The sequence below is a fragment of the Kitasatospora sp. NPDC088783 genome, assembly GCF_044750705.1.
In the GTDB taxonomy this organism is placed as follows: Bacteria; Actinomycetota; Actinomycetes; order Streptomycetales; family Streptomycetaceae; genus Kitasatospora; species Kitasatospora fiedleri.
The window spans coordinates 223,757-243,471 of the sequence record NZ_JBIVKJ010000003.1 but is presented as its reverse complement, the minus strand read 5'-3'; the positions used below and the strand labels follow the sequence as shown (position 1 = coordinate 243,471).

17 protein-coding genes are annotated in these 19,715 nt (G+C 71.2%); 4 read left to right on the top strand and 13 right to left on the bottom strand.

What is annotated here, in order from left to right:
* Positions 1-41: 41 nt before the first annotated feature.
* The 8 genes from ACIP60_RS09620 to ACIP60_RS09585 all read right to left on the bottom strand — a co-directional run bounded on the left by ACIP60_RS09620 (position 42) and on the right by ACIP60_RS09585 (position 9,315).
* Positions 42-800, bottom strand: a complete 759-nt coding sequence (locus ACIP60_RS09620; RefSeq protein ID WP_400681923.1) for a histidine phosphatase family protein — start codon at positions 798-800, stop codon at positions 42-44.
* 166 nt (positions 801-966) lie between these two features.
* On the bottom strand, positions 967-2,562 hold the full coding sequence (gene mctP, locus ACIP60_RS09615; RefSeq protein ID WP_146616477.1) for a monocarboxylate uptake permease MctP: 1,596 nt from the start codon (positions 2,560-2,562) through the stop codon (positions 967-969).
* Positions 2,563-2,582: 20 nt separating this feature from the next.
* The gene (locus ACIP60_RS09610; RefSeq protein WP_400681921.1) at positions 2,583-2,885 is read right to left on the bottom strand and encodes a DUF3311 domain-containing protein; all 303 of its coding nucleotides are present in this window, start codon (positions 2,883-2,885) and stop codon (positions 2,583-2,585) included.
* A 379-nt stretch (positions 2,886-3,264) separates the two neighbouring features.
* On the bottom strand, positions 3,265-4,050 hold the full coding sequence (locus ACIP60_RS09605) for a GntR family transcriptional regulator (protein WP_344559039.1): 786 nt from the start codon (positions 4,048-4,050) through the stop codon (positions 3,265-3,267).
* A 240-nt stretch (positions 4,051-4,290) separates the two neighbouring features.
* Positions 4,291-5,865, bottom strand: a complete 1,575-nt coding sequence (locus ACIP60_RS09600) for a glycoside hydrolase family 3 protein (protein WP_400681917.1) — start codon at positions 5,863-5,865, stop codon at positions 4,291-4,293.
* 62 nt (positions 5,866-5,927) lie between these two features.
* Entirely contained in the window at positions 5,928-6,848 is a 921-nt protein-coding gene (locus ACIP60_RS09595; protein ID WP_400681915.1) for a carbohydrate ABC transporter permease, read from the bottom strand.
* A complete protein-coding gene (locus ACIP60_RS09590) occupies positions 6,845-7,834 on the bottom strand; it encodes a carbohydrate ABC transporter permease (RefSeq protein ID WP_400681912.1) in 990 nt (329 codons plus the stop codon). The genes ACIP60_RS09595 and ACIP60_RS09590 overlap by 4 nt, the downstream gene beginning before the upstream one ends.
* Positions 7,835-7,998: 164 nt before the next feature.
* Positions 7,999-9,315 carry an extracellular solute-binding protein gene (locus tag ACIP60_RS09585; RefSeq protein ID WP_400681910.1) on the bottom strand — a complete coding sequence of 439 codons (1,317 nt, stop codon included), beginning with the start codon at positions 9,313-9,315 and terminating at the stop codon, positions 7,999-8,001.
* Between the two features lie 1,205 nt (positions 9,316-10,520).
* On the opposite strand from ACIP60_RS09585, the gene ACIP60_RS09580 reads away from it, so the two are divergent.
* The 3 genes from ACIP60_RS09580 to ACIP60_RS09570 all read left to right on the top strand — a co-directional run bounded on the left by ACIP60_RS09580 (position 10,521) and on the right by ACIP60_RS09570 (position 15,026).
* Positions 10,521-11,825 carry an extracellular solute-binding protein gene (locus ACIP60_RS09580; RefSeq protein WP_400681909.1) on the top strand — a complete coding sequence of 435 codons (1,305 nt, stop codon included), beginning with the start codon at positions 10,521-10,523 and terminating at the stop codon, positions 11,823-11,825.
* A gap of 210 nt (positions 11,826-12,035) precedes the next feature.
* Complete coding sequence (locus ACIP60_RS09575; protein ID WP_100836409.1) at positions 12,036-13,094, top strand: SIS domain-containing protein; 1,059 nt, start codon at positions 12,036-12,038, stop codon at positions 13,092-13,094.
* Positions 13,095-13,505: 411 nt separating this feature from the next.
* Complete coding sequence (locus ACIP60_RS09570; protein WP_100836408.1) at positions 13,506-15,026, top strand: sensor histidine kinase; 1,521 nt, start codon at positions 13,506-13,508, stop codon at positions 15,024-15,026.
* A 368-nt stretch (positions 15,027-15,394) separates the two neighbouring features.
* Here the strand turns inward: ACIP60_RS09570 and ACIP60_RS09565 are convergent, their stop codons facing one another.
* On the bottom strand, positions 15,395-15,646 hold the full coding sequence (locus ACIP60_RS09565; protein WP_014138019.1) for a WhiB family transcriptional regulator: 252 nt from the start codon (positions 15,644-15,646) through the stop codon (positions 15,395-15,397).
* Between the two features lie 343 nt (positions 15,647-15,989).
* Positions 15,990-16,961, bottom strand: a complete 972-nt coding sequence (locus ACIP60_RS09560; RefSeq protein WP_400681905.1) for a diacylglycerol/lipid kinase family protein — start codon at positions 16,959-16,961, stop codon at positions 15,990-15,992.
* A gap of 51 nt (positions 16,962-17,012) precedes the next feature.
* Here ACIP60_RS09560 and ACIP60_RS09555 point away from each other — a divergent pair, with 51 nt between their 5' ends.
* On the top strand, positions 17,013-17,438 hold the full coding sequence (locus tag ACIP60_RS09555) for a hypothetical protein (protein ID WP_400681903.1): 426 nt from the start codon (positions 17,013-17,015) through the stop codon (positions 17,436-17,438).
* Between the two features lie 132 nt (positions 17,439-17,570).
* On the opposite strand, the gene ACIP60_RS09550 is transcribed toward ACIP60_RS09555, so the two are convergent.
* From ACIP60_RS09550 to ACIP60_RS09540, 3 genes are all read right to left on the bottom strand, one after another.
* Positions 17,571-18,473 (bottom strand): RNA polymerase sigma factor SigF, encoded by a 903-nt coding sequence (locus ACIP60_RS09550; protein ID WP_233533609.1) that lies wholly within the window; start codon positions 18,471-18,473, stop codon positions 17,571-17,573.
* Positions 18,474-18,612: 139 nt separating this feature from the next.
* A complete protein-coding gene (locus ACIP60_RS09545) occupies positions 18,613-19,026 on the bottom strand; it encodes an anti-sigma regulatory factor (RefSeq protein WP_100836405.1) in 414 nt (137 codons plus the stop codon).
* Between the two features lie 168 nt (positions 19,027-19,194).
* On the bottom strand, positions 19,195-19,686 hold the full coding sequence (locus ACIP60_RS09540; RefSeq protein ID WP_400682650.1) for a GNAT family N-acetyltransferase: 492 nt from the start codon (positions 19,684-19,686) through the stop codon (positions 19,195-19,197).
* Positions 19,687-19,715: the final 29 nt, after the last annotated feature.

Sequence of the window (19,715 nt, the reverse complement as noted above, 5' to 3'; positions counted from 1 at the left end):
GGCAGGGCGTCCGGGCCCGGGGTGCCGGCGTGGGGCTGCGGTCAGGTCGAGAGGTGGTCGGTGCGGTTCCAGCCGGTCGGGCGCAGCCGTCCCTCGTGGGACCGCCACGTGCTGGTCGAGCAGTTCGCCACCGGGAGCAGGGCCAGCAGCTCCCGCTCGGTCGGCCGGTCCAGGACGTGGCGCAGCATCAGCACCGTGCAGTCGTGCGCCACCACCAGCACCGACCGGCCGGCCTCCTCCGCGCACAGGTCGCGCAGCAGGTCGCGGACCCGCAGGGCCACGTCCAGCCAGGACTCGCCGCCCGGCGGCCGGTAGTACAGCTCGCCCATCCGCCGCCGCCGGGCCGCCTCCGCGGGGTGGTCGCGTTCGATCGCGGCCTTGGTGAGCATCTCCAGCACGCCCAGCTCGCGGTCCCGCAGCCGCTCGTCGTGGCGCACCGCCAGCCCCACCTGGACGGCTCCCAGCCCGGACGCCTGGGCCAGCGCGATCCGGGCGGTCTCGGCGGTGCGCACGTACGGGGAGCACCACACCGAGCGCGGCCGGTCGGCGGGCGGCAGTTCGGCCCACCAGCGGCCCAGGTCGCGGGCCTGGTCCTGGCCGTGCAGGGAGAGCGGGATGTCGGCGTCCCGGCAGGTGATCGGGACGGAGAGCGCCCCGCTGGCGTCCGCGTGCCGGAACTCCACGTTGGCGGTGGACTCGCCGTGCCGGGTGGCGATCAGGACCGAGGGCAGTCTCGGTCCGGCGTCCGGCTGCTGCGCCTCCGGACGGTGCCCGTTGCGTACCGTGGTGAGGTCGGTCATGGCGGTGGCTCCCCGTGGTCGGTGGCGCGGGCGAGTGGACCCGTCTCCCCCGGTCTCTCCAGGGAGCGGGCGGTCATAACAGATGGTCGCGCCGTCACCCCAGTGTCGATCGGGGCAACGGCGCGACCACAGGGCGCATGGCGCGGCTATGCGCGCCCCCGGTGCGTCAGTGCGCCACCGCGGGCTGTGGAGCGTGCTCCACGGCCTCGTCGCCGGACTCCGCGGAATAGTCCGCCTTCGAGGTCTCGTCGGCCCCCTCCGGGGCCTTCAGGGCCCGCAGCACCAGCGTCAGGACCACGGCCACCGCCAGGTTCAGCACGAACGCGGTCAGACCGATGTAGCCGGTCTGCCCGATCCCCGGGATGTTCGAGCTGCTGCCGCCGAAGTGCTTGGTGGCCGGGGAGGAGATCCCCCAGGCCAGCCAGGTGCCGTACACCATGCCGACCGCCCAGCCCGCCAGCAGCGCCCAGCGGTGGAACCACCGGGTGAACAGGCCCGCCACCAGTGCCACCGCGGTCTGCAGGATCCACAGGCCGCCCAGCAGCTGGAAGTTGATCGCCACCTGCTTGTCCATCAGCAGCACGAACACCAGCGCGCCGACCTTCACCAGCAGCGAGGCGATCTTCGCCACCCGGGTCTCCTCGGCCGGCGTCGCGTCCGGCTTCAGGAACTCCTTGTAGACGTTCCGGGTGAACAGGTTCGCCGCCGCGATCGACATGATCGCCGCCGGCACCAGCGCGCCGATCCCGATCGCCGCGAACGCCACCCCGGTGAACCAGGACGGGAACATGTCCGCGAACAGCTGCGGCACCGCCAGCTGGCTGTTGTAGCCCTTCACGCCCTTGCCCACCCCGGCCGCGATCGCCAGGAAGCCCAGCAGCGCCAGCAGGCCCAGCATCAGCGAGTACGCCGGCATGATCGCCATGTTCCGGCGCACCGTGTTGCGCGACTTCGAGGCCAGCACGCCGGTCACCGAGTGCGGGTACATGAACAGCGCCAGCGCCGAACCGAACGCCAGCGTCGCGTACGCCCACTGCCCCGACGGGCCGACCACCAGCGCCCCGCTCGGCTTCCCGTTCGCCCCGGGCGTGGCGAACTTGTGCTGCGCCGCGTCGAACACGTGCCCGTAGCCGCCCAGCCGCATCGGGATGTAGACCACCGCCACGATGATCACGATGTAGACCAGCGCGTCCTTGACGAACGCGATCAGCGCCGGTGCCCGCAGGCCCGAGGAGTACGTGTACGCGGCCAGCACGCCGAACGCGATGAACAGCGGCAGGTCCTTCAGGAACCAGTTGCCGCTGCCGCCCACGCCCAGCACGTCCAGCACCGCCTGGATGCCGACCAGCTGCAGCGCCACGTACGGCATGGTCGCCAGGATGCCGGTCAGCGCCACCGCCACCGACAGCCCGCGCGAGCCGTACCGGCCGCGCACGAAGTCCGCCGGCGTCACGTACCCGTGCACCCGCGACACCGACCACAGCCGGGGCAGGAACAGGAACACCAGCGGGTACGCGATGATCGTGTACGGCACCGCGAAGAAGCCCGCGGCGCCGGCCGCGTAGATCGCCGCCGGCACCGCGATGAACGTGTACGCGGTGTACAGGTCGCCGCCCAGCAGGAACCAGGTGATCCAGGTGCCGAAGCTCCGGCCGCCCAGCCCCCACTCGTGCAGGTGCGCGGCGTCCGCGGCGCGCCGCCAGCGGGAGGCCAGGAAGCCCATCACCGTCACCGCGGCGAAGAACAGCAGGAAGACCGTCATCGCGGTCCAGTCGACGTGCTTCACGACCGGCCCCCGTCCGACGGCTGGGCGGGCAGGACCGGGACGGCGGGGGCGGCCTTGCGGGCCGCCTCGTCCCGCCGGATCAGCAGGTACGCGGCGCCGGTGAACAGCGCCGACACCGGCACCCACAGCAGCTGGTACCAGTAGAAGAACGGCATTCCGCCGAGTTCGGGAGAGATCTTGCTGTAGGACGGCACCCACAGCACCACCACGATCGGCACCAGCAGGCACAGGCCGGCCAGCACCCGGGCGGGGGAGACCACGGGCGGTGCGCCCGCGGCAGGGACTTGGGACGACGACACGAGCGGCTCCTGGCTGACGAGGAGTCACCTCAGTGGCACCGCAACGCACATGGCTGTGCGCCCGCCGAGCAGCACCCTCGGTGATCGAAAGGTCCCCGAGAGGCTAGGGCAGCGGAGCGACCCGTGTCACTACCCGGTCAACCCGGATCGCCCGTTCACACGGGCCGGTTCGACCGCGTGATGCGGTGTTGTCCCGGAACCGCCCGTGGGACTGGGCCGGCCGGTTCGACCGCGTGGTGCGGTGTTGTCCCGGAACCGCCCGTGGGACTGGGCCGGCCGGTTCGACCGCGTGGTGCGGTGTTGTCCCGGAACCGCCCGTGGGACTGGGCCGGCCGGTTCGACCGCGTGATGCGGTGTTGTCCCGGAACCGCCCGTGGGACTAGGCCGGCCGGTTCAACCGCGTGATGAACTTGTACCGGTCGCCGCGGTAGATCGAGCGCACCCACTCGACCGGCGCGCCGTCCGCGTCGAAGGAGTGCCGGGACAGCTGCAGCATCGGCAGGCCCAGGTCGGAGCCGAGCAGGCCGGCCTCGCGCGGGTTGGCCAGGGTGGTCTCGATGGTCTCCTCGGCCTCCGCGACCGTCACCCCGTAGACCTCGCGCAGCGCGGTGTACAGCGAGTTGTGCTTGGCCAGGTTGCGCCGGAGCGCGGGGAAGCGCTTGGCGGACAGGTGCGCCACCTCGATGGCCATCGGGTCGCCGTTGGCCAGCCGCAGGCGCTCGATCCGCAGCACCCGGCCGCCGGGCTTGATGTCCAGCAGCGGGGCGAGCCGCTCGTCGGCGGAGATGTAGGCGACCTCGACCAGCCGGGAGGTCGGCTCCAGGCCCTGGGCGCGCATGTCCTCGGTGTACGAGGTGAGCTGGAGGGCCTGGGCGACCTTCGGCTTGGCGACGAAGGTGCCCTTGCCCTGGATGCGCTCCAGCCGGCCCTCGACGACCAGCTCCTGCAGGGCCTGCCGGACGGTGGTGCGCGAGGTGTCGAACTGGGCGGCCAGCGCGCGCTCCGGCGGGACCGGCGTCCCGGCCGGCTGGGTCTCGGTCAGCTGCAGCAGGTGCCGCTTGAGGCCGTAGTACTTGGGGACCCGGGCCGTGGCGGTGGCAGGGCCGGTCTGGGTCGGCACGGTGGAGCCCTCGGCGAGCGCCGCCGTGTCCCTGTCGCCACTCATGGCAGCTCTCACTCCTCGTTGGAGGCGGTCCCTTAACGGACCCCTAAGTCCTATGTAACAGCACATGTTTGCACGCACGGGAGAGCAAACGTGAGCCCTCGGCCGCATTCGCGGCCGGTGGCGGGCCCGTGGCGGCCCGGCGGCGGCCCCGGGGGGCCCTCCGGGTGTCCGGGGCCCCCGGTCAACGCGACGGGCCCGGAACGGGCGCCAGGCGCCCGCCCCGGGCCCGTCCCGAGTGTCTCAGCCGGCCTGGGCGGCCGTCACCGTGAGCCCCGCCAGGGCCTCCGCCGCGGCGACCGCGCAGACCCGCGAGCCGCCGTAGGTGGCCAGCGTGGTCACCCCGCGCGGGGCGAACAGCTCGGCCACGCCGTGGGCGGTGCCGATCTCCACCACCACCGCGTCCGGCCGGTGCTCGACCAGGGCCAGCGCGGCCCGGCGCATCCAGCCGTGCCGGTGCACGTCGCGCACCACCAGCACCAGCGGGCGGCCGACCGCCGCGCCCAGCAGCGGGGCGGTGTCGATCTCGGCGTCGTCGGCGGCCACCGCGACGTGCAGCAGGCCGGAGCCCTCGGTCACCGTCGCGGGCGGGGAGACCCGGCTGGAGGTGGTGCCGGGCACCAGCTCGGCCAGCGGCCCGGCCACGCCCCACGGGGTCTCGTCGCCGGCCGCGATGTTCGCGCCGGGGGAGAACTCCACCACGTGCGGGACGCCGCCCAGCGGGCGCAGCCCGCCGGTGATCCGCAGCGCCCGGCGGGCGGCGGTCAGGCCGACGCCGACCTCGGCCTGCTGGCCGACCAGCGAGGCCCGCAGCTCGGCCGACCAGCGGGCGACGGCCCGGTTGCGCTCGGCGGCCTCGTGCAGCCGTCCGGCGGACAGCCGGCCCTCGCGGACCGCCCAGACCAGGGCGTCGCGCAGGTAGACGAAGGCGTCCTCGTCCTGGAGGCCGCCGCCGACGCAGATGGTGTCGGCGCCGGCCGCGACGGCCCGCACCGAGCCGGCCGCGACGCCGTGGGTGCCGGAGATGGCGCCCATCTCGATGCCGTCGGTGACGATCAGCCCGTCGAAGCCGAGCTCCTCGCGGAGCAGGCCGGTCAGGATGCGCTGCGACATGGTCGCGGGCAGCTGGGCGTCGTACGCGTCGAACAGGATGTGCGCGGTCATGATGCTCTTCGCGCCGGCCGCGATGGCGGCGCGGAAGGGCAGCAGGTGCGCGGCGAACTGGTCGGCGGCCAGGTCGATCCGGGGCAGCCCGAGGTGCGAGTCGCCGGCGGTGTCGCCGTGGCCGGGGAAGTGCTTGGCGCAGGCCGCGACGCCGGCCGACTGCAGGCCGCGGACGTAGGCGGCGGTGTGCCGGGCGGCCAGCTCGCCGTCGCCGCCGAAGGACCGGACGCCGATCACCGGGTTGTCCGGGTTGGAGTTGACGTCCGCGTCGGGCGCGTAGTTGAGGTTCACGCCGACGCCGGCCAAGTCGAACCCGATGGAGCGGGCGACCCGCTCGGTGAGGTCGGTGTCGTCGACCTCACCGAGCGCCAGGTTGCCGGGGTAGGAGGAACCGCTGACCACTTCGAGGCGGGTGACGTCGCCGCCCTCCTCGTCGGTGGCGACCAGCAGCTCGCCGTTGAGGGCGTACAGCTCCGAGGTGAGCGCGGCGACCTGCTGCGGGGTGCGGATGTTGCGGCCGAACAGGGCGACGCCGCCGAGTTCGCCGTCGCCCAGTCTGCGGCGCAGCCACTCGGGCGCGGTCAGACCGGCGAAGCCGGGCTGCAGGACCGCTCCGGCGTCGCGGAGGAGATCGGCGCTTTCCGTACCGGGCATCGCCTTGGTTCCTTCCCTGGAGGTGGAGGTGTGACAGGTGCAGTGGGGTGGGGAAAGGGGGATCAGCCCTTGACCGCACCGGCGGTGAGACCCGCCGACACCTTCTTCTGGAAGAACACGAACAGGATGATCACGGGCAGCGAGACCAGCAGACCGCCGGCCATCTGCGCGCCGTAGTCCGCGCCACGGGTGGGAGTGGTCGAGTAGAACGTCAGCCAGGTCATCGAGGTGTTCATGCCGCTGGTGCCCAGCAGGGTCTTGGCGACGATGAACTCGTTCCAGGCCTGGATCCAGCTGTACACCGAGGTGGTGATCAGGCCGGGCAGGGTGAGCGGCAGGATGACGCGGAAGAACGCGCCCCACTGGGTGCAGCCGTCGACCATCGCGGCCTCGTCCAGCTCCGCCGGGATGTTCACGATGAACGAGCGCAGCGTCCAGATCACGTACGGGACGGTGAAGACCAGGTAGGCGAGGATGACGCCGAACAGGCCGCCGGTCATGTTGAGGCTGTTCATCACCACGAACAGCGGGATGATGATCGCCAGCAGCGGCACCATCTGGACCACCAGCATGGTGACGATGAAGAAGTTGCGGCCGCGGAAGTTGAACCGGGCCACGCCGACCGCGGCCAGGAAGCCGACCGCGACGCCGAGCACGACCGCGCCCAGGGTCAGCACCAGGGTGTGCCCGAGGCTGGGCAGGAACTGGTCGTCGTCGAAGATCGTCCGGTAGCTGTCGAACGAGAACGAGGTGGGCCAGAAGGTCGGGTCCTTGGAGATCAGGTCCTTGTTCGTCTTGAACGTGGTGATGATCATCCAGTAGATCGGGAAGGCCATCACGACCGCCACGAGCAGGGCGATGGTGTTCCAGACCCAGGTCATGGCGCCGCTGCGGCCGACCTCGGTCTCCTTGACCTTCTTCCGCTTGACCGGCGGGAGCGGCTGCTGGGTCTTCGGAGCGGTGGTGGAGACGTCCGTGGTCATCGCTCGTTGGCTCCGATCTTGAGCATCTGGCGGATGTAGTACACGAGAACCGCCAGCATCATGACGATCATGGCGATCGAGATCACCGAGGCTTCGCTGTACCGGGAGGCGACGATGCCCTGCATGTACAGGTAGGTGCCGATGGTCCGGTAGCCGGGTTCGGGCGAGGTGTTGCGCAGCGCGAAGATCTGCGCGAAGACCTGGAAGTCCCAGATGAAGCTCAGCGCGGTGGAGATCATGAGGAACGGCCGGATGACCGGCAGGGTGACGTTGCGGAACGCCTGGAACGCGTTGGCGCCGTCCAGCTTGGCGGCCTCCATCAGCTCCTTGGGCACCTGGGTCAGCGCGGCGTACAGGCCCAGCACCAGGAAGGGCAGCGCGCCCCAGATGACCACCGCGGCGCCGACCACGTAGAGGCCGACGTGCGCGTCGGCGAACCAGTCGTAGTTCTTCCAGGTCTCGTCGCCGGTGACCAGGTACGCGATGTAGTCGACGACGCCGCCCTGCGGGGAGAACAGCCAGCGGAACACCTGGCCGTTGACCAGCGCCGGGATCGACCAGACGAACATCATCACGGTGATGACGGTGACCCGGACCCAGTTGGAGACCCGGTTGAGCAGCAGTGCCAGTGCCATCGACAGCACCATGGAGAGGATGACCAGCTCCGCGGTGAAGTAGACCGAGCGGAGCACGACCTCCCAGAACTCGCTGTCGCCGAAGACCCGCGAGAAGCCGTCGAAGCCGATGTACTGCGCCCGCTCCGGGTGGACCAGCAGCGCGTACTTGTTGACGTTCTGGAAGGCCAGGTCGATCAGCCGGTACAGCGGGTACGCCAGAACGCCCGCCAGTACGACGACCGCGGGCAGCAGCAGGGTGTAGGGGATGTAATGGCCGGCCGCGAAGAACCCGCGCCGCTGCGGCTTCCCCGTCGGGGCAGGCCCCTGGTTCTCGGACCGGGTCACGGTCTCGTTGGTGGTCACACTCATCAGGGTCCTTCCCGGGCCCGCGGATCTGGTCGGTCCTGGCGCACGGGTGGGCAGCCCGCGGTATCGCGGACTGCCCACCCCCTATCCGGCGCTCAGTGCGGTGGTCCGTCCGGGGAGCACCGTTGGAACTCCCCGGGCCGACCTGCGGTTCAGCTGGAGCTGGATCAGCCGTTCAGGGTCTTCAGAAGGTCGTCGTTCGCCTTCTTCAGCTCGGTGGCCGGGTCGCCACCGGCGGCGATCGCACCGAAGGCGGTCTTCAGCGCGGTCTCGTTGGTGCCGGACCACAGCGGGGTGTTCGGGATGAACCAGGTCTCGCCCTGGGCCGCGTCACCGGTGGCCTTGTTCGCCGGGTCGGCCGCCTTGTAGGCGTCCACCAGGTTCTTGGCGTTCGGGATGGCGTGCTTGGCGAGCAGGGTCTGCTGCGCGGTGTTGGTGTAGATCTGCAGGAAGGTCGCGCCCAGGCCCGCGTTCTTGGCGTTGGTCGGGACGGCCAGGTCGGAGCCGCCCAGGAAGGCCGGGGTGGTGCTGCCGGCCGCGGCGCCCGGGAGGGCGAAGGTGCCGAGCTTGTCCTTCAGGGACGGGTCGCCGGTCTTCGGGTCGGCCACGGAGGAGAGCTCCCAGCCGTTGCCGACGATGGCGGCGATGTTGCCCTTGGCCATCAGGGCGTCCTGGGTGGCCTCGTCGGAGGTGGTGCCACCGGTGGAGAAGTTCTTCTGCAGGTCGTTCCAGGTGGAGACGCCCTCAACGAACTTCGGGTCGGCCAGGGTGCTGGTCCACTTGTCGCCGTCCTTCTTGGCGATGACGTTCTTCACGCCGTAGGTGCCGGCGCCGAAGGAGACGGCGGTGTACCAGTTCTGACCCGGCAGGTACATCGCGGAGAAGCCCGGGGTGCTGGCGTTGGCGGCCTTGACCTTGGTCAGGGCGTCCTTCAGCTCGGCCAGGGTGGTCGGGGCCTGGGTGACACCGGCGGCCTCGAAGAGGTCCTTGCGGTAGATCACGACGCGGGCGCCGGCGTAGTACGGGACGGCGTAGGTCTTGGAGCCGTCGGCCGACTGGCCGGAGGCGGCCAGCGAGTCCAGCCACTTGTCCGAGTTGTCGAACTTGCTCTTCACCGAGGTGAGGTCGACGAAGGAGTCGGCGTCGATGTACTTGGCGGCCTGGGTGTTGCCGAGCTCGATCGCGTCGGGGGCGTTGCCCGAGAGCAGGGCGGTGTCGAGCTTGGTGGTGTAGTTGGTCCAGGTCTGCCACTGGATGTCGACGTCGGCGCCGGTCTTCTCCTTGAACTCGGTCTTCGCCGCCTCGACGACCTCGTTCCAGCCCTTCTGCGCGTCGTCCATCAGCCAGACGGTGATCTTCTTGCCCTTGCCGTCCGTGCTCAGGACGTCACCGCTCGACTTGCTGCCGGACGAAGAAGACGACGAGCAGGCCGAGGCGACGAGCACGGTGGCGATAGCGGCCACGGCTGCGATCTTGCGGTTCAAACCATCCTCCAGAGGGATGAGCAAGGTAGGGCACCGGGCTGCTGGGCCGACTGGCCTGGAGCTGCGTTGTGCCGTATGGGGGAACGTCACCGGGTGACACGGATACGAACTGCCGGGGCCGGCGGGCCGATCCGTGAGGTGGAGTAGACCATTGGTTTAGACCAACGCCTGGAGGTTGGCATGGACCAATGGCGAGCGTCAAGGGCTCGAAGAGCCGCTGCACAAGCCGTTATCAACGCTTGACTCGCCTGTGTTGGACTGGACCAAGTCGGGGAGGAAACGGGACCTATCGGGACACCTCGACGGCCCCGTCGGCGGGTGGGTGGTACGGGCGCTGCATATCTGTGAGGTCATGTCAAGACCGCCCCCGGGTGCGGCCGTCGGCGCGGTGCCCGCGCGTCCTGCGGGTCGTCCCCGTGCGTCCCCCGTGCGTCCCCCGTGCGTCCCCCGGGCGTGCCGCCCGCGCGGCGCGCCCGCGCGCCCGTCCCCGTGCGGGCCCGGGCCCGCACCCGCGAGGGGCGGTCCCGAAAGCGGCGGAGTTTCCCGGCCGAATGGCGCGGGGCGAATAGTGAGGCCGGTCGTCCCCGTTCTTTCCCGCCGCCGCGGCCGATAACGGGCCGGGAATCACCGCCGGAGTTCTGCGGATTTCCCCCGGGAACCCGGCCCGCCCACCGTCGCGCCGACCGCCCGGACGGCGGGTCCCCGGTGTTTTCGCCGGGCCGCCCGCGCCCCGCCCCGGCCGCGGGGGCCCGCCGCCGGGCGGCCGGGGTCGCGCCGCCGCAGGTCCGGCCTCCGGCGCTGGGCCGCCGGACGGCGCCGAGCCCGCGCCCCGGTGAAGTCGTGCGTATTCGACGGACGGTCCGCCGCCTCCCGCCGCCCCCGCCGTCCCGCCCGGAGGCCGCGCCGCCCTCGTCGGCCCGCCGACCGGACCGGGGCGCCGGGCCGGATAAACCGGGGCGCGGAATTCCCGGGATTCCGCTTGATCCATTCCTCTCACCCTGGGTCACCTTAAGTGAGCCTAAAGTCATGCCCGGGTCGGCCCCCGCCGATCGTTGACGTGGCCGGGCCAAGGAAGACAACGGATTGACAACGAGCAGGGTGCGAAACCGCACCTGCGTTGACGCCCCAAAATGGTCTAGGCCAAGATCCGGAAAGCTGGTCTGTACCACCGCGCAGACCTCCCCGTACCCCATCCGGAGGATCGCGTGAAGCGTCAGGTACTGGCCACGCTCAGCACCGCTGCCCTGCTGGCCACCGCCGCGGGCTGCTCGTCCGGCGGCCCGTCGCCCGCGCCGACCGGCGTCGACGCGAAGAACGTGACCGGCACCGTGACCGTGTGGCTGATGAACGACGCCCAGAAGAGCTGGCCCGAGCTGGTGCAGCAGGTGAACGACGAGTTCGCCCGGAAGTACCCGAAGGTCCAGATCAAGCTGAGCTACCACGAGTGGCAGAACAAGGTCTCCGAGCTGGACGCCGCGATCGCCGCCGGCCAGGCCCCGGACGTGGTCGAGCTGGGCAACACCGAGACGCTGAAGTACATCGTCAACGGCTCGCTGATGTCCCTGGAGCGCGGCAGCTTCGACAACTCCGACAACTGGATCAAGGGCCTCTCCGACACCTGCACCTACAACCAGACGCTCTACTGCGTGCCCTACTACGCGGGCGCCCGGATCGGCCTCTACAACTCGAAGATGTTCCAGGACGCCACCGGCTCCGCCGACCTGCCGCAGAACGAGGACGACCTGCTCACCGCCCTCGACAAGGTGCAGGCCAAGTACAAGGGCAGCGCCGGCTACTCCTCGCTCTACCTGCCCGGCCCCTACTGGTACGCCGCGATGTCCTACGTCACCGCGTACGGCGGCTCGATCGCCAAGTTCGACTCGGCCGGCAACTGGCACGGCACCCTGCACGACGCCAAGTCCCAGCAGGGCCTCCAGCACTTCGTCGACCTGGTGAAGAAGTACAACAAGAGCGGCGACTACAAGGTCAACGAGGCCGACCAGGCCAAGGTGCTCGGCCACGAGAAGGCCGGGCTGATCTACGCCAACGGCTGGGAGCAGAGCGTCGCCACCGCGCCGATCACCGGCACCCCGGCGCTCCAGGACTCGCTCAGGATCGCCGCGATGCCCGGTCCGAACGGCAAGCCGCTGCCCTCCTTCATCGGCGGCTCCGACCTGGCGGTCACCGCCAAGTCGCAGAACGCCGAGGCCGCCGCGGACTGGGTGCGGATGTTCACCAGCAGCAAGTCCGAGCAGGTGCTGGCCGACAAGGACACCCTGCCGAACAACCTGGTCCAGCTCGCCCCGCTGAAGAACAAGCCGGCCACCTCCGCGGCCGCCAACGCCGTGCAGGACGCCTGGTTCACCCCGCTCGCCCCCGGCTGGGGCGCGATCGAGAAGCAGAACATCCTGGTCAACATGCTCAACGCGGTCTTCGCGGGCAAGAGCGTGGAGGAGGCCACCAAGGAGGCCGACGCCCAGATCGACCAGCTGATCAACAACCCGGGCTGACCGGACCGCCGGACCACCGGTCCGGCGTCCCGCTCCCCGGGACCGGGCCCCGGCGCACCGTCACGGAGTGTGCCGCGGGGCCCGGTCGCACGTAGGATCGGCACAGAACAGTTCCACGCAGCGAGGGTGCGGACTCGCCGCCGTTCAGAGGTCCCCGTCGGGCGTCCCGCCCCACGGGGTAGAACCATCTCTCCACGGAGGCACACCCCGATGTCCGACCCGCAGACTGTTTCCGTACCCGGCAGGATCATGTCGGCGGAGATGGCCGAGCAGCCGGCCGTCCTGCAGCGCATCCTCGACGAGGGTGCGCCGGCGATCCGTGAGATCGCCGCGCAGATCGCCGCCCGCAACCCGCGTTTCGTCCTGCTGACCGCCCGCGGCACCTCCGACAACGCGGCGCTGTACGCCAAGTACCTGATCGAGGTCCTGCTCGGCAAGCCGGCCGGCCTCACCTCGATGTCCACCACCACCGCGTACGGCGCCAAGCCGGACCTCACCGACTGCCTGGTCATCACGGTCAGCCAGTCCGGCGGCTCGCCCGACCTGGTGGCCTCCACCAAGGCGGCCCGCGAGGCCGGCGCGATCACCCTGGCGGTCACCAACAACGCCGCCTCGCCGCTCGCCGAGGTCTCCGAGTTCCACATCGACGTGCTGGCCGGACCGGAGAAGGCGCTGCCCGCCACCAAGACCTACACCGCCGAACTGCTGGCGCTGTACCTGTTCGTCGAGGGCCTGCGCGGCGGCGACGGCTCCGCGGCGAAGGCGCTGCCGGAGCTGGCGGCCGGCATCCTGGCCCGCCAGGGCGAGGTCAAGGACCTGGCCGAGCGCTACCGCTTCGCCCAGCGCCTGGTCATCACCTCGCGCGGCTACGGCTACCCGACCGCCCGCGAGGCGGCGCTCAAGCTGATGGAGACCACCTACATCCCGGCCTCCCCGTTCTCCGGCGCCGACCTGCTGCACGGCCCGCTGGCCATGGTCGACAACGTCTCGCCGGTCATCGCCATCGTCCCGGACGGCAAGGGCGGGGAGGCCCTGCAGCCCGTCCTGGACCGCCTGCGCGGCCGTGGCGCGGACCTGGTCGTGATCGGCCAGCAGGCGCAGGTCGACGCCGCCAGCGCGGGCTTCGCGCTGCCGGCCGGCGTGCCCCAGGAGGTCCAGCCGATCCTGGAGATCCTGCCGCTCCAGCTGCTGGCCTACGAGGTCACCATCGCCCGCGGCCAGGACCCGGACGCCCCGCGCGCCCTGGCCAAGGTCACCGAGACCCACTGAGGCGAGACCCGCCGAGGCGAGCCCCGCCGAGGCGGGACCCGCCGAGGTGGGTACGGCGAAGCCGCCCCCGCGAGGTGCTGCGGGGGCGGCTTCGCCGTGTCCGGGGCCGGGGAGCGGGGCTCGTCCGGGGCCGGGAAACACTACGGGCCACGGCGCCGACACAGGACCCTCAACCTGTGCGGCACCGCAGCCCGGAGCTGTATGCCGGAGGCGGGGACCGTCCGAGAGTTGTGCGGGACCCTCGAACGACGCCTCCGACCGAGGAGGGGCCTCGCGCGGTCAGGGCAGTTGCGCGGAGGGCCTCTCCTTGGTGCGTGTTCATTGTGGACTAGACCAATTGTGGTTGTCCAGGGGGTCCCCGCAATTGGTCTGGACAACGTGCGGCAGGGCGGTCGGCGATACGCTCACGGTGTGCCCTCGCTGAACGAACTCGTCCGCCGCCACACCACCCTCACCGGTGCCGACGTGGAGTGGCTGCACCTCCTGGTCTCGGAGTGGCAGCTGCTCTCCGACCTGTCCTTCGCCGACCTGGTGCTGTGGATCCCCACCTGGGACGGCATCCGCTACGTCTCGGTGGCCCAGATGCGGCCCAACACCGGCCCCACCTCGTACCAGGACGACATGGTCGGCCACCTGGTGCCGCGCGGCCGCCGCCCGCTGCTGGACGCCGCCTACGACGAGGGGCGGATCGTCCGCGAGGGCGACCCGGAGTGGCGGGAGGAGGTGCCGGTGCGGGTGGAGTCCATCCCGGTGCGACGGGACGGCAAGGTGCTCGGCGTGATCGCCCGCAACACCAACCTGCTGACCGTCCGCACCCCCAGCCGGCTGGAGCTCACCTACCTGCAGAGCGCCTCCGACCTGGCCCAGATGATCGCGGCCGGCACCTTCCCCTACCCGGGCGTCGAACAGGCCGACATGGACGCCGCGCCCCGGGTCGGCGACGGGCTGATCCGGCTCGACGTGGAGGGCGTGGTCACCTACGCCAGCCCCAACGCGCTCTCCGCCTACCACCGGCTCGGGCTGACCACCGACCTGGTGGGCAGTCACCTGGGCCGCAGCACCGCCGAACTGGTGCCGCCCAGCCGCGGCGCGGTGCACGAGGCGCTGGTGAAGATGGCCAGCGGCTGGGCCCCCCGGCAGACCGAGATCGAGGCCCAGGGCGGCGTGGTGACGCTGCGCACCATCCCGCTCAAGCCCAAGGGCACCCCCACCGGCTCCCTGGTGCTCTGCCGGGACGTCACCGAACTTCGCCGCCGAGACCGCGAGTTGATGACCAAGGACGCCACCATCCGGGAGATCCACCACCGGGTGAAGAACAACCTGCAGACCGTCGCCGCGCTGCTGCGGCTGCAGTCCCGCCGGATGGACTCGGCGGCCGGCCGGGCCGCCCTCGACGAGGCGGTCCGCCGGGTCGGCTCGATCGCCATCGTGCACGAGACGCTCTCGCAGGCGCTGGACGAGTCGGTGGCGTTCGACGAGATCGCCGACCGGGTGCTGGCGATGGTGATGGAACTCTCCCAGGACGGCCGGGTGGTGGCCCGCCGCAGCGGCTCCTTCGGCATCCTGTCCGCCGAGGTCGCCACCCCGCTGGCGATGATCCTCACCGAGCTGACCCAGAACGCCCTGGAGCACGCCTTCGGCCCCAGCGCCTCCGGCAACCTGGAGGTCAGCGCGCTGCGCGGGCGCGCCCCGGCCGGTGGCAAGGGCTGGTCGGACACCTGGAACAACGGCGTGAAGCCCGAGGAGTACCTGCTGATCACCGTGCAGGACGACGGCCGCGGCATGCCCGAGGGCTTCGACCCGCAGCAGGCCGGCAACCTCGGCCTGCAGATCGTCCGCACCCTGGCCACCGGCGAACTCGGCGGCAGCTTCGACATGGTGGCCGCGCCGGACGGCGGCACCAAGGTGGTGCTGGAGATCCCCGTCCCCTGACGGGGGCGGGGCGTCCCCCTCCCGGGGGCGGAGACAGAAACGAGGCCCTGCCGACCGGGGGGGGTGGGTCGGCAGGGCCTCTCGACCCGGTCCGGCCGTCGGGGGGAGTCGGCCGGAACGGGGGCTTCTGGTGGTGGCGCGACGCCCGCCCCGTGCGTTGCACACGGTGAGCGCCACAGGCCAACGATATTGCTCTCCGTGAACAGTATCAAGTGCCTGGGCGGCTCGCGTCGTCGGCCCCGCGGATCGAGCGGGCCCGTTCGGGAAGGCTCGGCCGGCCAATCGCGGCCGAACCCTTGATCATGGGTTGATCCGTACTGCTGCCGACTGCTCCTGACGACGCGTCAGTCGGCGGGTGGTCGGGTGTATCAGGCGGTGCGGGCGCGGTTGCGGGCAGCGCGGCGCTTCATCGCGCGACGCTCGTCCTCGCTCATGCCGCCCCAGACGCCGGCGTCCTGGCCGGTTTCGAGCGCCCACTGCAGGCACTGCTCCATCACGGGACAACGGCGGCACACGGCCTTGGCTTCCTCGATCTGCAGCAGAGCAGGGCCGGTGTTCCCGATCGGGAAGAACAGCTCCGGGTCCTCTTCGCGGCAGACAGCGCGGTGGCGCCAGTCCATGGTCGTCCAACTCCTCCGGTCGACGGGCCGTGGCCCGCGACTCACTCGAATGGCTTGTGAATGTGAACGCTTTCACGAATCCCGCAACAGCAAAAGGGACCTAAGGCCCATCGGGCCCGGGCGGTCTGTGCTGAGGGGGGTTCGGCGATTCGAGGGGCTCTCCCGCGGTGTCCCGCTGCGGTGTGTCCCGATCGCCATGTAGAGGTTCGCAAACCTCGAAGCCGGATACAACCCCCTTCGGCAAGAAATTTTTGATTCTTCGGTGTCGCCTACCTCACAGGCAGTACTTCTATGGGGTGAAGGGGCTCGAACGTTCGAGAGCAAGGCGATGACCCCCTTCTGGTCACACAATCACACGCAGTGCCCGCCGTACGCCTGTGAAACTGACGCGACTCCTGTCTCCAAGGTGGTCCCCGTCGACCTGAAACGGGGCCGGTTCCTCTGAAACCAAGGTGAAGTGCCGGACGTCGTGATAGGAGACGAGGTGCTTCCCGGAGGGGCCGGCCGGGCGTTCACCGCCCTCCGCCGAGGGCAGCGGACGGAGGATCTGACGGACCGTCCGGGCGGTCCGGAACGCCGTCATTCGAGTGATGCCGAAGATGTCCAGGTCGGTTTCGAATGAAGCCGAGGGGGACGGGAAGACGGGACGGGAACCCAGAAAGGTCCACGGTGAAGTGTTCGAGACTATGGCCATCACCATGCCCGGCACCGGCTCCTGGCCGTTGATCTCCAGGGAGATCGGCCCGGAACGCCGGTGTTCACGCTCGGTGACGTAGTGCCGGAGCGCCTCGACCACGTAGAGCGCGTGGGTGGATCTGCGCCCCGCCCGGCGCTGGCGCTCCACCCGGCCGACCACGCCCGCGTCGAAGCCGAACCCCGCGGTGAAGGTGAACCAGCGGTCCGGCACCCCGTCGGTCAGCGCCTTGCCCAGGCCGATCGCCCGCTCCCGGCGCTCCGCCAGCGCGTCCAGCAGCGCGCCGGTCGCCTCCACCGGGTCGTTCGGCAGGCCCAGCGCGCGGGCGAACACGTTGGTCGAACCGCCCGGCACCACCGCCAGCCGCGGCACCCGCTCGCCCGGGCCGTGCGCCAGCAGGCCGTTCACCACCTCGTTGACCGTGCCGTCGCCGCCCAGGGCCACCACCAGGTCCACCGCGCCGTCCTCGACCGCCCGCTGGGCCAGGTCCCGGGCGTGGCCGCGGTACTGGGTCTGGGCGACGTCCAGCTTCAGGTCGCTGCGCAGGGCGTGGATCAGCACGTCCCGGGTCCGGCCACTGGTGGTGGTCGCCTTCGGGTTCACGACCAGGAGAGCGCGCATGGTGATCAGCCTACGACCCGCCCGACCCGGGACGACCGTTACCCTGGCCCGGTGACCGCTGAACCCGCCTCCGCCACCACCCCCGTCGCCCGGCCCGTCCCGCTGCTCGTCGGCGCGGTGACCACCGCGCTGGAGGGCGCGGCCATGGCCGGCTGGGGCGTCTACAACCTGCTGTCCGGCTTCACCGGCGCGGACGCCGACTTCGGCCGCGCCGAGCTGGGCGGCGCCGTCCTGCTGCTGATGGGCCTGCTGCCGCTGCTGGCCGCCCGCGCGCTGCTGCGCGGGCAGCGCTGGGGCCGCAGCCCCGCGGTGCTCACCAACTCCATCTGCCTGCCGGTCGCGTACTACATGTGGCAGTCCGGCGGCGCGATGGCCGCCGTCGGCGCCGCGGTCGCCCTGGTCGGGCTGGCCGGCATCGTCGCCCTGCTCAACCCCCGGGTCACCGCCGTGCTCTACGGCACCCCCGGCGAGCGCTAGCCGCACGCCCCGGCCCGCCACGACCGGCAGGGCCCGTCCCCGGGTGGGGCCGGGCCCTGCGGCGTCGTACGGGGGCGTGCGGAGGCCCGGACGGGCGCGCGGCGGGTGCCCGCGCGTCCGTCCGCTCCTCGCCTACTCCTCGACCAGCAGCTTCTCGCGCAGCTGCGCCAGGGTGCGGGCCAGCAGCCGGGAGACGTGCATCTGGGAGATGCCGACCTCGGCGGCGATCTGCGACTGGGTCATGTTCCGGAAGAACCGCAGCACCAGGATCTTCTGCTCCCGGGGCGGGAGTTGGGCCAGCAGCGGCTTCAGCGACTCGCGGTACTCGACGCCCTCCAGCGCCTCGTCGGTGGCCCCCAGGGTGTCCGCGACGGCCGGCGACTCGTCGTCGCTGTCCGGCACGTCCAGCGAGAGCGTGGAGTACGCGTTGGCGGACTCCAGGCCCTCCAGCACGTCCTCCTCGGAGATGCCCAGGTGCTCGGCCAGCTCGTGCACCGTCGGCGACCGGCCGTGCCGCTGGGACAGCTCGCTGGTCGCCGTGGTCAGCGACAGCCGCAGCTCCTGGAGGCGGCGCGGCACCCGCACCGCCCAGCCCTTGTCGCGGAAGTGCCGCTTGATCTCGCCGACGATGGTGGGCGTCGCGTACGTGGAGAACTCGACCCCGCGCTCGTGGTCGAACCGGTCCACCGACTTGATCAGGCCGATGGTGGCGACCTGGGTCAGGTCGTCCAGCGGCTCGCCGCGGTTGCGGAAGCGGCGGGCCAGGTGCTCCACCAGCGGGATGTGCATCCGGACCAGCTGGTTGCGGATCTCCACCCGCTCCGGCGACCCCTCCGGCAGCTCGGACAGCCGGACGAACAGCGCCCGGGCCGCCTCGCGGTCCGGGGCACCGCTGCGGTGCCCCTGCGCCGGGACGGTCGAGCGGACGGCCTCGGCGGCCGCCGCCGGACCACCGCCCGCAGCGGGCTCGACCGCGGGCACCGCCTCGGGCACCACCTCGGGCCGCTCGGGCTTCGGATCGGTCGGCTGGCTCATCCGGTGGGAGTCCTTCGGGAGGGCTTCTTCGTCAGGGGTGGCGGTGCGGGCGACGCTCGCCTGCGGCGGTACGACGGCAACTGTGCGGTCCAGATCACTCACGGCGATCACCCGTTCCGTTCCGAGAACACGTCACTACCTACGGCTGGCCCGGCGACCCGCCGCGCTTCTTGTGCAGGCTGATGGAGACCGTGTTGTCCGAGCCGACCGTCGAGTCGACCTCGCCGGCCAGCGCGGAGAGCACCGTCCAGGCGAAGGTGTCCCGCTCCGGGGCCCGGCCGTCGGTGGTCGGGGCGGACACGGTGACCCGCAGCGCGTCTCCCACCAGGCGGAACTCGCAGCTCAGGATCGAGCCGGGGACGGCCTGTTGGAGCAGGATGGCGCAGGCCTCGTCCACCGCGATCCGGAGATCCTCGATCTCGTCCAGGGTGAAGTCCAGCCGTGCCGCGAGGCCGGCCGTCGCCGTCCGCAGCACCGAGAGGTAGGCGCCCGCCGCGGGCAGCCGGACCTCAACGAAGTCCTTCACTCCGGGCTCGCCGTCGATCTGGGACACCCTCACCTCCTGGGTGACGCACGGTGCTTGCGGCCGGGGAGCTGCCAACACCACTGGCTCGGTTCAACTGCCTTGTGCCCCGAGACGTTACCGCGCCCGGGGGTGGTCTGTCGTGATCTCGCCGTACCGTCACGGGAACGGGGGACCACGGTTCGAACGGGCTCGCGCTCAGCGCGGACCGGAGCCGAGCGCGGTGAGCGCGCCGTCGGTGAGCCGGAAGACCGTCCACTCGTCCATCGGCACCGCGCCGAGCGACTTGTAGAAACCGATCGAGGGCTCGTTCCAGTCCAGCACCGACCACTCCAGGCGCTGGTAGCCGCGCTCCACGCAGATCCGGGCCAGCTCGGTCAGCAGCGCCTTGCCGTGGCCGCCGCCGCGCTTGTGCGGGCGGACGTACAGGTCTTCCAGGTAGATGCCGTGGGTGCCGCGCCAGGTCGAGAAGTTGCGGAACCAGAGCGCGAAACCGACCGGCTCGCCCGCGTCCTCCGGGTCGTCGGACTCGGCGATCAGGCCGAACACCGCCGGGTGCTCGCCGAACAGCGCGTCGTGCAGCTGCTCCTCGGTGGCCTTCGCCTCGGGCAGCGCCCGCTCGTACTCGGCGAGCTCGCGGATCATGGCGTGGACGAAGGGGATGTCGGCGGGAGTCGCGGTGCGGATCATACGGTCGAGCGTACTCATCTCACCCCTCC

What these genes read in the sequence shown, in the direction of transcription:
- ACIP60_RS09565 (WP_014138019.1), bottom strand. Translation starts at nt 15,646, where the DNA reads ATGGACTGGCGCCACCGCGCTGTCTGCCGCGAAGAGGACCCGGAGCTG.
- ACIP60_RS09595 (WP_400681915.1), bottom strand. Translation starts at nt 6,848, where the DNA reads ATGACCACGGACGTCTCCACCACCGCTCCGAAGACCCAGCAGCCGCTC.
- ACIP60_RS09600 (WP_400681917.1), bottom strand. Translation starts at nt 5,865, where the DNA reads ATGCCCGGTACGGAAAGCGCCGATCTCCTCCGCGACGCCGGAGCGGTC.
- mctP (WP_146616477.1), bottom strand. Translation starts at nt 2,562, where the DNA reads ATGACGGTCTTCCTGCTGTTCTTCGCCGCGGTGACGGTGATGGGCTTC.
- ACIP60_RS09550 (WP_233533609.1), bottom strand. Translation starts at nt 18,473, where the DNA reads ATGAGCCAGCCGACCGATCCGAAGCCCGAGCGGCCCGAGGTGGTGCCC.
- ACIP60_RS09605 (WP_344559039.1), bottom strand. Translation starts at nt 4,050, where the DNA reads ATGAGTGGCGACAGGGACACGGCGGCGCTCGCCGAGGGCTCCACCGTG.
- ACIP60_RS09620 (WP_400681923.1), bottom strand. Translation starts at nt 800, where the DNA reads ATGACCGACCTCACCACGGTACGCAACGGGCACCGTCCGGAGGCGCAG.
- ACIP60_RS09590 (WP_400681912.1), bottom strand. Translation starts at nt 7,834, where the DNA reads ATGAGTGTGACCACCAACGAGACCGTGACCCGGTCCGAGAACCAGGGG.
- ACIP60_RS09560 (WP_400681905.1), bottom strand. Translation starts at nt 16,961, where the DNA reads ATGCGCGCTCTCCTGGTCGTGAACCCGAAGGCGACCACCACCAGTGGC.
- ACIP60_RS09575 (WP_100836409.1), top strand. Translation starts at nt 12,036, where the DNA reads ATGTCCGACCCGCAGACTGTTTCCGTACCCGGCAGGATCATGTCGGCG.
- ACIP60_RS09540 (WP_400682650.1), bottom strand. Translation starts at nt 19,686, where the DNA reads ATGATCCGCACCGCGACTCCCGCCGACATCCCCTTCGTCCACGCCATG.